The 13252-nt window shown below is 65.6% G+C and carries 9 protein-coding genes; 3 read left to right on the top strand and 6 right to left on the bottom strand.

The window, feature by feature from the left end:
- Positions 1-11 precede the first annotated feature (11 nt).
- Both EJO71_RS23045 and EJO71_RS23040 read right to left on the bottom strand, forming a co-directional pair.
- Entirely contained in the window at positions 12-1454 is a 1443-nt protein-coding gene (locus EJO71_RS23045; RefSeq protein WP_125951249.1) for a cytochrome c peroxidase, read from the bottom strand.
- On the bottom strand, positions 1451-3769 hold the full coding sequence (locus tag EJO71_RS23040; RefSeq protein ID WP_125951250.1) for an alkaline phosphatase family protein: 2319 nt from the start codon (positions 3767-3769) through the stop codon (positions 1451-1453). Before EJO71_RS23040 ends, EJO71_RS23045 begins: the two co-directional genes overlap by 4 nt.
- A gap of 449 nt (positions 3770-4218) precedes the next feature.
- Here EJO71_RS23040 and acpA point away from each other — a divergent pair, with 449 nt between their 5' ends.
- Together acpA and EJO71_RS23030 are read left to right on the top strand one after the other, a co-directional pair.
- Positions 4219-6330 carry an acid phosphatase gene (gene acpA, locus EJO71_RS23035; protein WP_125951271.1) on the top strand — a complete coding sequence of 704 codons (2112 nt, stop codon included), beginning with the start codon at positions 4219-4221 and terminating at the stop codon, positions 6328-6330.
- 228 nt (positions 6331-6558) lie between these two features.
- Positions 6559-7371: a DUF1266 domain-containing protein gene (locus EJO71_RS23030; protein ID WP_125951251.1), complete on the top strand. Its 813-nt coding sequence runs from the start codon at positions 6559-6561 to the stop codon at positions 7369-7371.
- Here the strand turns inward: EJO71_RS23030 and EJO71_RS23025 are convergent.
- The 3 genes from EJO71_RS23025 to EJO71_RS23015 form a co-directional block, all read right to left on the bottom strand.
- Positions 7332-9242 carry an ATP-binding protein gene (locus tag EJO71_RS23025; protein WP_125951252.1) on the bottom strand — a complete coding sequence of 637 codons (1911 nt, stop codon included), beginning with the start codon at positions 9240-9242 and terminating at the stop codon, positions 7332-7334. The genes EJO71_RS23030 and EJO71_RS23025 overlap by 40 nt on opposite strands.
- 100 nt (positions 9243-9342) lie before the next feature.
- The gene (locus tag EJO71_RS23020) at positions 9343-10539 is read right to left on the bottom strand and encodes a PrsW family intramembrane metalloprotease (RefSeq protein WP_125951253.1); all 1197 of its coding nucleotides are present in this window, start codon (positions 10537-10539) and stop codon (positions 9343-9345) included.
- On the bottom strand, positions 10536-11096 hold the full coding sequence (locus EJO71_RS23015) for a hypothetical protein (protein ID WP_125951254.1): 561 nt from the start codon (positions 11094-11096) through the stop codon (positions 10536-10538). Before EJO71_RS23015 ends, EJO71_RS23020 begins: the two co-directional genes overlap by 4 nt.
- A 111-nt stretch (positions 11097-11207) precedes the next feature.
- Here EJO71_RS23015 and EJO71_RS23010 point away from each other — a divergent pair, with 111 nt between their 5' ends.
- Positions 11208-12122: a DUF3883 domain-containing protein gene (locus EJO71_RS23010; RefSeq protein ID WP_125951255.1), complete on the top strand. Its 915-nt coding sequence runs from the start codon at positions 11208-11210 to the stop codon at positions 12120-12122.
- Between the two features lie 274 nt (positions 12123-12396).
- Here the strand turns inward: EJO71_RS23010 and EJO71_RS23005 are convergent.
- Positions 12397-13252, bottom strand: an 856-nt coding sequence (locus tag EJO71_RS23005; protein ID WP_206169045.1) for a hypothetical protein, incomplete at its 5' end; no start/stop codon positions are given.

The raw sequence follows: 13252 nt of genomic DNA, 5'->3' as shown, positions 1-13252 counted from the left end.
GAATAGGCAAATCAATTGACGCAGGCTCCCTGCTTTGCAGGCGTGGCCGGTTTCGTATCCGCATCGCTCAGGGTGTTCAGGAAGCAGATCAGGTCCGCGATGTCCTGCTCCGACATGGGTGGTGCGGTGCCGGCTGCGCGCCCGTCCATCGGCAGTTGCGTGTCGATGTTCGGCGCGTAGGCCGGCGGCAGGTCGTCGTACTTCTGCACCTTGCCGCCCGTGTACTGCGTGGTGACCAGGCCATAGGCCGGAAAGTCCGCGTCGTTCTTCGCCTTGGGCGTTCCGCCGACGGTGGGGTACCAGAGCTCGGGCTTCGTGTCGCGCGTGTTGTAGAAGCGGATGACCTGTTCCAGCGAGTGCATCACGCCGTTGTGGAAGAAGGCCTGCCGCGTCGCCACGTTGCGCATGGTCGGCGCCTTGAACATGCCGCAGAAGCTGTTCGCCGCATTAGGCGCGGCCGGCACATGATCGGTGCGCATCGGGCCGCACACGCCCATGTCGAAGTACTTCAGGTCGTTGTTGGCCGGTATGCCCGCGTTGCGCGGCACGCTGATCGCCTCGTACGAGAAGTCGGTGAACAGCGCCGAGCTGCCGTTGAGCCCCGCGCCCTGGTAGTGGCACGAGGCGCAGTTGCCGGTGTTCGGGTTGGTGAACACCTTCAGTCCGCGCGTTTCGGCCGCAGTGAGGTTGCCGCCGATCTTGTTGGCCGCGTAGAGGTCGAACTTGCTGCTGTACGGATGGAAGCTCGTGTCCTCCAGCTGGTAGGCCTGCAAGGCCAGCAGCGCATTGGCGAATGCGGCGTCGCTGTCGTCGAACACCTTCTCGCCGAAGGCTTTGACGATGAGCGGCGCGTAGTCGGCCGCCTTGAGCTTGTTCACCACGTCGGCGGTGCTCGCGTTGGCCATCTCGATCGGGTCGAGCAGTGGAATGCGGGCCTGCGCGGCCAGCGTGTCGGCCCGGCCGTCCCAGGTGAAGCCGCCGCCGGGGCCCGGCACGCTGATGCCGTCGGGGTTGTCCAGCAGGTCGGCATAGGCCGGAGTGATGTTCTTGTAGCGCAGCGAGGGCACCGCGCGCAGGCCGGCCTGGTCCATGTGCACGCCGCCGAGCTGCACCGAGAGGTCGTTGGCCGGCGCGTATGCGTGCGCCGGGTCGTGGCAGCTCGCGCACGACATCGCGCCCGAGCCCGAGAGGTTCTTGTCGAAGAACATCTTCTGGCCCACCTGCGCAGCGAGGCTCAGCGTGCTGGTGGCAGCGGCAGGCGCCGCGGGCAAGCTTGCGGCCGCCGCGGGCGCGGATGCCGGCGGCAGCGCGGCGGCCGATCCGCCTCCGCCGCCACCGCCGCAGGACATGAGCACCCCGCCCGCCACGCCGGCCACGGCCAACGCAGCCAGGCCGACGAGCCAGCCCGCGCGCGCCGCCGCCGGCCCTTGCGGGCCCGAACGGCGTTCGCTCATTGCTTCAGCGACCAGACGTTGAACTGGTTGGCATCAGGCCCGACCTGCGCGGTCGTCGACACGTCGCCCGACTGCTTCTGCGTGTAGCCGGCCGGGATCACGAAGGCGTGATTGATCGGGCGCACGCTGTCGAAGTGAGTGTCGGCGCTGCCCGTGTACTCGGGCAGGTTCAGGATGTTCTGGGCGATGAAGGCTTCCGTGTACTTCGAGCGGTTCATGTACGAGCCGTCGACGGCCGGGTCCGCCAGCTGGAACATGTCCTGCAGCGTGCGCACGAACGAGAAGTGGCTGTAGGCATCGCTGTCGGACACGCCCTTGGGTGCGTTGGGCTGGTTGGTCAGGATGCCGAAAATGCTTTCGCCGTGGCCATGGTTGCCGCCGCTGCCGACGCCGCTGCCGCTGTAGTGGTTGATGCTGGTATCGATCGACCAGCTGCCGTCGGCGTTTTGCATGAGCGGGTTGGCGCTGCCGACGTTCGCTGGAACCCAGCCGCAGCAGGAATTCAGGCCGCTGGTGGCGTTGCCCTCGTCGAACATCAGCACGATGGCCACGCGCTTCTGCGTGTTCTTCCACAGCGGTGAAGCCTGGATGCGCTGGACCGTGAAGTCGACGTAGTTGTCGCCGCGCGTGATGATCGGCGAGACCGAGCTGGCCGATACGTTGTTCGCGACGCTGCTGCAGTCGCTCGCGGTGCCGGTGCCGCCCACGCCCTTCACGCTGATGCCGTGCATGTCGTCGCACTGGTCGGGCACCAGGAAGTTCAGATTGCCGACGTTGCCGCTGGCCAGGTCGGTGCCGAGCTGGTCGTAGTCGTAGCTTGCGGGAATGGTGTAGTCGGTACTGCTCTTCAACGCCGCGTCCCACTGGCCGCCGCCCATGGTGCGGTTGCTGTACTTCCACTCGGGCGCGCTGCGCACGTTCTGGTAGGCCATGCCCGGGTGGTGCTTGGTCTTGTACAGGCCCGCCGGCAGCGGCAGAACCAGCGTGGGGTCGCCGATGGTCGCGGCGTTGCCGCCGAGCGTGCCCGGGGCATACACGTTGTCCTTTGCGGTGACGTTGTTGTCGGCCACGCTGTCGGTGCGGAAGTCCTGACCCGGGTTCATCGACTCGCTGTAGGTGCGCCAGGTCAGGCCGGCGCTCGTCATTGCGTTGAAGAGGTTGGGCTTGCCCACGATGTTGTGGTTGACCGCCGCCTTCTGTGTGCAGGTGGCCGCGAACGGCGACTTGGCCAGGCCCGGCTGCGTGTTGTCGGGCACGGGCGTGTCCTGCACGGCATTGGCGCCGGTGGCGTCGCAGTTCCACTGGCTGTCATCCGTGATGCCCCAGTCGTCCGCACCACCCAGCGCCGTGTAGTTCGGCTCGCTCGGGTTGCCCGTGGCGTAGTAGCTCGCGAGCTGGTTGCCGGCCTTCAGGTAGCCGTTGATCTTGGGCGCGTAGGCCGAGTTCAGGATCGACATCGTGGCCTTGTTCTCCAGCATCACGATGAAGATGTTGTCGTAGCGCGGAACGCCTTCCACGTTGAAGGCCGCCTGCTGCGACTGCAGGAAGGTGATCTTCTTGCGGTTGTCGGCCACGGTGGCTGTGGCGGCCGTCACGCCGGCCATGCCGCTCAGGCGTGGATCGCCGCCGGGGTTCGCGAGCGCGTCGGGGTACATGTCGCCACGGTCGAACTTGGTGGTGGCGTAGGCAAAGCGGTTGTTCAGAGCATTCGACTCGGCGAGCAGGGCGGTCTGCACGCCGGCTGCGGCGGTGTTGACGTCGCCGAGCACGGCGCTCGCCGGCACGCCGAGGCGCGTGGCCAGGTTCTGCTTCTCGACCGCGTAGCTCGTGCCGTTGGCTTCGATCAGGCGAGCCACTTCGGACGACAGCGGGCTCACCACCACCGAGGTGCCTTGCTCGTTCACCTGGTCGAGCGTCACGCGAAGCACTTCGCGTGTGGGCACGTTGGTGTTGGTGGCGGTGTTCTTCGCATTGGTGCCGATGTCGGCGATGAGCGCCGACGGGCCCGAAAGCGACAGGCTGAACTTGCCGTTGGCATCCGTCACGGCTGAGGGCTCGCCGCTGTCGCAGCGGCCGTTGCCGTTGCTGTCCACGCAGACAGTGGCACCGGCGAAGTAGCCGGCCGCGATCACCGGGTCGGTGCTGCTGCCGGGCTTGAACGCACTGGCGGTGAGCACGCCGCTGACGGTGGTGCCGCCCGCGCCAGCCGAGGGCTGGCTCGCAGGCGGCAGGAATGCGACGGGACCTGGACCGTCTCCGCCTCCGCATGCGGCCAGCAGCGAGGCTGCGAGCACGGTCAGCGTGGGGTACAGCAAGCCGGATCTGATTTTTTGAGTGGCTTTCAATTTCTTCTTTCGGGTGTGGGAGGGCGCGGGAAACAGCAGGCAACGCCGCCGCGAGTTGGCGTCGCCGCTGCGGATCGCGGATGAATCTAGGTTTGCCCCGTGTCAGTCAAAAGGCAAAAGACTTAGGAGCGAATTAGTGCTTCGCCGCGCGACGCGCATTGCATGAAGTACCTGAAACAACGGCTGCTGGAGCCGCGAGAAGGCCTGACCTCCACCTGACTCCAGAGCACTCTGTGCGCCTGAAATGCCGCTGTCACGGCCGAGGCAGAGCATCCTGCCGCCCGACCGCCGGTCTGGTTCATCCACACCTCATAACTCCACACATGATGACCTCCTCCCAACGTAGCAAGGCGCCCACTCGCGGGCGCAATCTGGTGCGCCACCTGACCCCCTGGCCGACGGCCATCGCGGCGGCGGCGATGGTCGTGGCCTGCGGCGGCAGCAGCAGTGGCCCCGGCTTCTTCGCATTTCCTTCGGGCAACAGCACGCCCACCACCTCGGGCGTGGTCACCGGCAGCTACTACCGCAACGCCAAGGTCTGCATCGACGCCAACAACAACGGCCGCTGCGACAGCGGCGAGGCCAGCACCACCACCGACGCAGACGGTGCCTTCACGCTCTCGGGGCAGGGCGCCCTGGTGGTCGAGATCGGCACCTCGAGCAAGCGCTACGACCCGGCCACCAAGACAGAAACCGCCGTCACGCAGCCGCTGGTGTTCCGCGCACCGGCCGCCGCCAATGGCGTGGTGAGCGCCATCAGCACCGAGCTCGTCGCACTGATGGATGCCAACGGCGGCGACCTGGCCGCCGCGCGCAAGGCGCTGGCAGCGCGTCTCGGCGTGCCCGAGGCCCAACTGCTGGCGGACCACAACAAGGTGACCGACTCGGCCATCAGGACCGCGCTGCAGAACGAGATCGACCAGTCCATCGAGCGCATCGCCGAGGCCGTGGCCGAAGCCGGCCCGGGCGGCGACGTGATCGCCGCGTTGCGCAACCGCTTCGCGCTCGACCAGATCACCAACGTCGTCGTCATCTACGCCGAGAACCGCGGCTTCGACAACCTGTACGGCCTGTTCCCCGGCGCGAATGGCATTCCCGGCGTGAACCCGACCTCGTCGACCACCACGCCGGAGCCGCAGAAGGACTTCGACGGATCGACGTTGCCGACGTTGCCGCCTGTGTGGAACGGCGTGGCCGCGGCAGGGCAGGACGTCAAGTACACGATCACCCAGCAGCAGACGGTTGGCATGCCCAACAAGATGTTCCAGATCGACGCCAAGACCGGCTTCTTCAACACCGGTATCGAGATTCCGCAGACGGTCATTTCTCGTGACCTCGTCCATCGCTTCTACAACAACCAGATGCAGATCAACGGCGGCAAGAACGACAAGTTCAGCGCCTACTCGGATGCCGGCGGCCTCAGCATGGGCTACTACGACGGCAACAAGATGCAGTTGTGGCAAGTGGCGAAGAACTTCACGCTGGCCGACAACTTCTTCATGGGCGCGTTCGGCGGTTCTTTCCTGAATCACCAGTACCTCGTGTGTGCCTGCGCGCCGCAGTACCCGAACGCCGATGCTGCCAACTCGCCCGCCAACAAGTCGATCTCGGCCATCGACACGGACGCCAACGGCAACTTCGTGCGCCTCACTCCTGCCGCCAACGCACCGACCTCGGTGCTCAACGGTGCGCCCACATACCTGAAGGACAGCACCCTGACGCCGAAGGACGCAGCCGGCAACTTCTACGCGGTCAACACCATGCAGCCGGCATACCAGCCGAGCGGCAATGCACCGTCGGCCAGCGACACGACAGGAAAACTGGCCGACCCGGCCGCGGCCTCTACGCTCCCGCCGCAGACCGGCCAGACCATCGGCGACCTGCTGAGCGCGAAGGGGCTGAGCTGGGCCTGGTATGCGGGCTCATGGAATACAGCGAGCAGCGACCGGACCGTCATCTACAACAACAAGGTGCCGAACTTCCAGTCGCACCACCAGCCGTTCAACTACTACGCGGCCTTCGATCCGGTCGCCCACCCTGATGCGCGCGCAGCTCACCTGAAGGACTTCGACAGTGACTTCCTCAAGGACGTTGCCGCAGGCACGCTGCCCGCCGTGAGCTTCTACAAGCCGCAGGGCAACCTGAACCAGCACCCCGGCTACGCCAGCGTGGCCGACGGCGACGCGCACATCGCCGACGTGCTCGCCAAGCTGCAGGCCAGCCCGCAGTGGAAGAACATGCTCGTGGTCGTCACCTACGACGAGAACGGCGGCTTCTACGACCACGCCACCGTGCCCAAGGGCGACCGCTGGGGCCCCGGCACGCGCATTCCCGCGCTCATCGTCTCGCCGTTCGCGAAGAAGGGCTTCGTCGACAAGACCCAGTACGACACCGCCTCCACGCTGCGCTTCATCACGCACCGCTGGTCGCTGCCGCCGCTGCAGGGCCTGGTCGATCGCGACGCCGCGCTCGTGAAGAACGGCAGCCGTCCGATGGGTGACCTGACGAGCGCACTGAGCTTCAGCAAGTAGTCCCGCGCTTCACTGCGTCGGAAAGAACAAAAGGGAGGAGGGCGCTGAGCCCGCCTCCCTTTTTCCGTTTCGCCGGCGCCAGCTGCCAGGAAGAATTCATCAGAATCCGGGCCAGCGCTTCTTGTAGCATCGCCCGTTTCCGGGCTGCGGCGCGCGGATCGCGCCACGCTGGCGCCTGTTCGCCAGTTGCTCAGCCCACTCCTCTGTTTTCGATCACCAGGAATTTCCATGGGAATGATGGACGCGCTCAGCCATTCGCTGATGGACAACGAGAAACTGCACTTCGACACCGCCGATGTGCTCGCAGGCGAAGAGCAATGGCTGGTCACGCTCAGTGCACCCTTGTCCGCCTTCAACGGCGACTACCTGAACGCGGTGCCCACCGGCAAGGACGACGACGTGCTGCGCGAGGGCATCGCCCACGTCTGGAGCGTGCATGACCGCGCCAGCTTCGAGCAGACCGCGCGATGGCTCACCGAGGAGGGGCAGCGCTCGGCCTATCGCCCCTTGTGGAAGGCCATTGCCGCGATCGACACGGCAACGCAGGAAACGCCAGCGGTCCTGCGCATGGTCATGGACGCCTTCTTTCCCTCGTTCTTCCAGATCAAGGCACGCAAGAGCCTGGACTATCGCGAGCTCGCGGCGCAAAGCGGCAAGCCGATGGCGGAGCTGGGCCAGCTGATGTCGGGCAGCCAGAGCTGGGTCGACGCGCTGCGCAAGCATTTCAAGGTCTCGCCGAACCAGATCTCCGACCTCGTCGCATGGGACGCCGTGCGCCTGGCCAGCCTGTCGCGATGGGCGGTGCAACTCGGCTACATCGAGCGCGCGGAGTTCGCGGGCTTTGCCGGCGGCCTTGCGACGCAGGTACGCGAGGCGTACACCGACTGGTCGCAGGTGAGCGCTGCGTACATTGCCGGCGGCCTGATCTGGAAATACTCCGACGCACGCGAAGAGCATCTGCTGCGCACCAACCGCATGTTGCTGAACGAGGCGCGCAGTCCTTATCGCAACGTGCCGTTCGCCGGACGCATCGGCAGCTGATCCATCCCGGAGGCGGCGGACTCGCCCGCTGCCGTCGTCGATGCCGCCGGCACGGGCAGATGCAGCCGCAGGCTTGTCTCCCCGGGCTGCGAACTCACGGTGAGCGTGCCTCCCAGTGCCGCGGCACGAGCGCGCATGTTCGCGAGGCCCTTGCCCGCGAATGCGGCCTGCGTATCGAAGCCCCGGCCGTTGTCGCGCAGTTCGATCTCGATGGCGTGTTCCCCGGTGCCTTCAACCAGCCTCGCGCCCAGGCTTGCCTGCGTCGCCTGCGCATGCGCCATCAGATTGCCGAAGGCCTCGAACAGCAGCATCTGCAGCTGGTGCGATTCGCGTGCGCTCCAGCCGGTCATCGTGGGCAGCGAGCCCACGTCCCAACGCAGGTCGATGCCGGCGGCCTGCAGGCGCGGGCCGAGGCGGTAGCGCACGCTGCCCAGCGCGGAGGCCACGTCGCCTTCGCAGCCGTGCATGGCGTCGACCGTGAGCTTGAGCTGGTCCACCGCGTCGCGCAGGTGCAGCGCCACGTCGCCCATGGCGGCTCCCGGCTGCTGGGCCATCTGCAGCAGGCCGACGAGCTGGCCGCCGAGGCCGTCGTGCAGGTCCTGCGTGAGGCGCTGGCGCTCTTCCAGCGCGCCGCGCGCTTTCTCGCCCTCGCGTTCGCGCGCGAAGACGGCTTCCAGCGCCGCGTTGCGCTCGGCCAGTTCGGCTTCGAGCGAGGCGTTCATCTGCGCCACCGCGCGCATGTCCTTGCGCATGCGCTCGGCGATCACCCAGCCCAGCGAGATGGCGAAGCCCACCCATGCGAAGCGTATCCACGGCACCACCGCATAGGCCTCGGGCGATGTACGCATCACCCAGTTGTCGCGCGCGGCGCTCAGCACCACCAGCACTACCGCCACGCCCAGCACGCGATGTTCCAGCACCGAGCTGCGTATCGCCACCCGCACGACCACCACCACCATCGCCAGCCCTGCCACCAGGAACAGCATCTGCCACACCGGCATCAGCCACAGTAACGGCACCGTGATGCCGATCGTGGCCGTGACAGGCGCCAGCAGAGCCAGCAGGCCCAGGAAGCGCGCAAGCCGGGTGTCGCCCTTGCCCACCACGGCCAGCGCGAAGCGGCACAGCAGCGGCACCGCGGCCTGGAATGCCGCGAGCGGAATCACGCCCCACCAGGGCCATGGCAGCGGCGCATGCGTGAACAGCACGCGCGCCGTCTGCACCGACCAGAGCAGCTCGCCAAGCCCGTAATAGAGGTATACCGATTCGCGCTGCCGCAGCCACACCAGCAGCGACAGCGCTCCCAGCACGCCGCTCACGATGGCAATGAAGCGCCCGCCGCTGATTTGCCAGAACACCGCGTCTTCATACAGCGGCCGGATCTCCGCCTCGCTGCCCGCCACCACCGGCGACAGCCCGCCTTGCCGGGCAGCCTGCGCGGCGATGACGATTTCCACCCGCCGAGGCCCGGCCGACGCCGCCGCCGGCAGCGTGAAGTACTGCGGCGTGAAGGAAGCGTCGTCGTACGGCCCCGGCGGAAAGGTGCCGAACCGCGCCAGCTCCCGGCCATCGACCAGCACGCGAAAGCTGTTGCCGATGCGCGGCACGAACAGTGCCTGAGGCACGGCAGGGTCGGTGATGGGAACGTCGAACGCGAACATCGCCTCGCCGTCGACAGCGCCTTGCCGCTGGTCCCAGTTGTAGGGCAATTGCACGCTGTGCGGCTCCGGCGGCTGGGCCACCGGGTGGGGGCCATGCAGGGTCAGCGTGAGTTGGGCCTGCTCGACGAGCGTGACGGCCCGGGCGGAGAAGCCCCAGCTGGCCCCCAGTACCGCGAGTACCAGCAGCACCAGGAGGCGCAGTCCAAGCATTTCTTGTTGTTGTCGTCGCATGACGCGTACGACTTTAGCAATCTTTTTTAACAACTCAGGGCAGGAATTGCCCTTCCTCGCGAGAAAGCAACGCCCCGGTTCAGGCCCGCGCTTCGATGATCGGATCGAGCTTGGCCCGCAGCCGCCTCACTGCCAATTCGTGCCGCAGCGTCTGCGCCCCGCGCCCGTAGGTTGCGGCCTTGCGGATCAGCCGCAGCTGTTCGCGCTGCAGATGTGTCTTCAGGCGCCTTGCGCGCCAGCCGTAGGTCCAGCCCATTTCGCGGCGCACCTTGTAGCGCTGCATCGGCGCGCCAAGCCGTACCCATTCGTCGTCGCGGATCAGGTCGCGCTCGGGCACGAACCAGGCTGCCAGCGCATGCAGGTAGGTGCCGTTCTCGCGCGCGGCCACCTGCCAGAAGAGCCCCGCCACGATGATCGCGGGCAGCCCCTTGATCACCAACATGACGGCCATCTCTCCATAGCCGCCGTCGAACAGGTCTTCGAGGAAGGGCGAGTTCCAGATGAAGTGCATGGCCCATGCGAGCACGAAGCACAGCACCGCCATTGCGATGCGCGCCACCATCGGCCGCTGCGGATGCAGCAGGAACCACGCAACGCCGAACGAAGCGATCGTCGTGTAGGCCGCATGGCTCCACAGCCCGCTCAACAGCCCGCGCGTGAACAGGTTGAGCAGCACCGGATAGACCTGGTTCTCCAGCGGAAAGTGGATGGAGGAGCGCACCGTGTAGCTCAGGTTCTCGATCACCTGGAAGCCCAGCCCCGCCATGGCGCCCACGATCAGCACCGACAGGTACGTCTGGAACTGGTTGCGCGCCACCAGCACGAGCAGGATCACGCCCATGAGCTTCAGAAATTCTTCGGTGATCGGCCCCGCAATGGCCGGCCCCCACGCCGCCACGAACTCCGGCGACACCAGCTTGGCGCACAGGCTCTGGATGGCGACGTTCGCCGGCGCCGCGAAATACACCGCCCCCATGCCGCCCCACATGAAGGCCAGCACGTAGCCCTCCGGCGGATGCTGCTCCAGCAGGTCGAGCGTGCCGAAGGCCAGCACGAAGAGCAGCGTGTAGATGCCCCACACCGTCAGCCCCAACAAGGCGGTGACCGGCACCACCCTGAAGCCGATCGAGAACATGTAGCCCAGGTAGAAGAGCCCGTTGACGATCAGCGCTATCAGCACCCAGAACGCCACGCGCCGCGGCTGGAAGAAGGAGTCGGTGCCTACCGGCCAGGCGCCTGCATCCTGATTGCTCTGGGCGAAGACGGGCGCGTTCACTGCGGCGCCTCCAGGTCCATCGAGTCGAGCATGCCGCGCGCGTCCGCCAGCGCTTCTTCCATGCCGTCGTCGGAGCCGTAGAAGTCGATCTGCACCAGCGACTTGCGCCGCTGGTCGACTACTTGCCAGAACCGCCCCGCCAGCTTCGAGCTGTAGTACGCGAAAGTCTTGCCCTGCAGGCCCCAGGAGGTGATGAAGTCGGACACGTCGCCGTCGATCTGCAGCCGCTGGCCGCGCTCCATCAGCCGCTGCTGGCGCACCAGCGGGCCGTCGGGCCCGCCCGCCCACGGGAAGGTGGAAACCAGGAACTTGTGGCCGCCCTTGAAGAGCATGAGCGACTGGCCCGCCTTGGAGCGCGAAACGTCCATCTCCCACCCCTCGGCCGGCACGAAGCGGGCCTGGCCCGCCTCGACCGTCTTTCCGGCGGGAAGAGGGCGGTTGCCCGAGGTGTGGCGGTCCCAGTACGTGAGGCCGCCCACGTAGGCCGCAATGGCGAGGAGCACCGCCAGCGCCCCCGGCCAGGTGCGATACGGTATGCGGCGTGACGGCTCGTTCATGCGCCGGATCGTGCCACACGAATGCGCCTGCCCGGCGCCCGGCCGCAGGCGATGCGGCATACTCCCAGCCCCTCTCTCCCAACCTCATCAACCTCAAGAGAATTCCGCTGAATGGAAAAGGAAGTCGACCCCCGCGTACTCACTGTGATCGACGAGATGCGGCTCTCGGGCCCCCGGCTCACGCCGGTGGAAATCGTCGCCAAGATGGGTGTGTTCGACGCGCGCGACAAGCCATTCGAGCACGCATGGCTGGCCACCGGCGACAACGTCATCGCCACCATCTGGGCCGAATGGGTGAACCTGGGCGCCAACGGGCGCTGGTTCTACCTCGAATCACTCGACGTTCACCACCGCGCCGGCGGCGGCGAGCGCAACGCCCAGCAACTGCAGCGCGCCAAGGACCGCCTCGCGCTGCTCAAGCGCAGCTATGACGCCGGCAACGGCTTCCGCGCCGTGGTGCAGACCAACCGCATCGCCATCCTCGAAGTCGAAAGCAACAAGGACGCCAAGGTGTCCACCCGCGTGCGCGACGACGACGAATGGCACGTCGCAAGCTGGGAGCCCGACCAGAAACTCGCCGTGCTCGTGCGCGGCCCGCGCGGCTGGGTGCCCAGCGAAGCCGAAGTGCAGGCCGCCCGCGAACGCGGCAACGTGCCGCAGAAACTCTCCGCCGCCGCCAAGGCAGCCGACGACGACAAGGCCACGCCCGAAGCCGTGCAGGCCGCCGCCCTTGAATACGTGGTGAAGCACTTCACCGGCTACGGCTACAAGGCCGAGAACATGAGCGGCAAGGGCTTCGACCTCGAAGTGTCGAACGCCAAGGGCCAGACCCTGCTGCGCGTGACCGTCAAGGGCACCGCGCCCGGCGTGCCCAGCTTCAAGCTCAGCAAGGAAGAAAGCGACTGCTCCAAGCGCGAGCCGCTGTGGCGCCTGCTGGTGGTGACCGATGCGGGGAGCGGGGTGGCGCAGCACAAGATCTACAAGCCGACGGAGATCAGTTCGGCGCCGGGGTTTGATCCGGCTTGATTGAACAGTGAATGTCTTGCAGCGCATGAAGAGACACGCGGGATCAGCGACCTCACGCGCGAGCACGAGTTGCTAACCGATCAGGCTTGGTACAACAAGCACAAGAAACCGAATCGACCTCGAGTTGGTCATGATGACTGGCAAGCTCTCCTCGATCCGTTGAATGTTTGGCGATGAATGAGAGATGCTAGACACGTAGGAAGAGGCTCGTGTTCTGCTTGGCAAGCAGGAATCACAAGAACGCCAGTTTTCAGATACGGGTGGCTCGGTTGGTTCAAGGCCATCTGTATTTTGCAGAAAGCTTCCATTGCCCCATTTGCCCCTCAGGCTGCATGATGAAAGATGCACTCATCGTGTAAGAAGGCTTTTGCGGTGTGGACTCGGCGGGCGGCGTGATCCGACGATTCATCCAGGCATTGATCTGAAGAATGAAGTTGCAGAGCTTCGCAGCGCGTGGACTTGGGTTGCTTGTCGGCGCAAGAGCATCATCAGGGTCGCGATAGACGTAAAGCAAGGCGAAGGCTACGACGAGCGACATCAGCGCTATGCATGCGTGAACTGTGGTTTGTCTGGCGGTCATCCCCTCCCAGCCAATTAACCAGCCATACACACCTGTGGTGAGAATGACGCCCGCTACGACAACCAAGGACTTCACGACACTCCAAAAGAAGAATCTGAAAGCCGGACCGACCAAGATCGGCGTCGAGGCGCAACCATGCAGTCCGCTAAGCACCCAACTTGCAAACTGCGGGAAGACTATCAAAGCCACAACACCGCCGTAGACGATGAAGGCGGTTTCAAGATCAAGCGTGCTCTTGAGCAACTTGAGGAGCACTGCCCCTGCGGCACCTTGAAAGCTTCCGGCCCCGTCAATGGCGCCCGCACTGCTGGCCCAGCAAGCGATCAAGAGCGTGACGGTCAAGGTCAGTGAAAAAAGATACCAAACGATGCGAATGTCTGAGAAGTTGCGACTTGCAAGTTTTCTTCCCGTATACCAAATAATGAAAACAGCGGTGAACAAGACAAACGCGAAGGCGCCAATAAGCTGAAGGTGATTGACGAAAGACATGGCTAGGGTTTTGACGTCTGTACGTCCGGGTTGGTTGTAGTCGGTAGAAGGATGACAGATT

Source organism: Variovorax sp. 679, from assembly GCF_003952185.1.
In the GTDB taxonomy this organism is placed as follows: domain Bacteria; phylum Pseudomonadota; class Gammaproteobacteria; order Burkholderiales; family Burkholderiaceae_C; genus Variovorax.
Note: the sequence above shows the minus strand (reverse complement) of the source record. Positions and strands in the feature narration are given on the sequence as shown.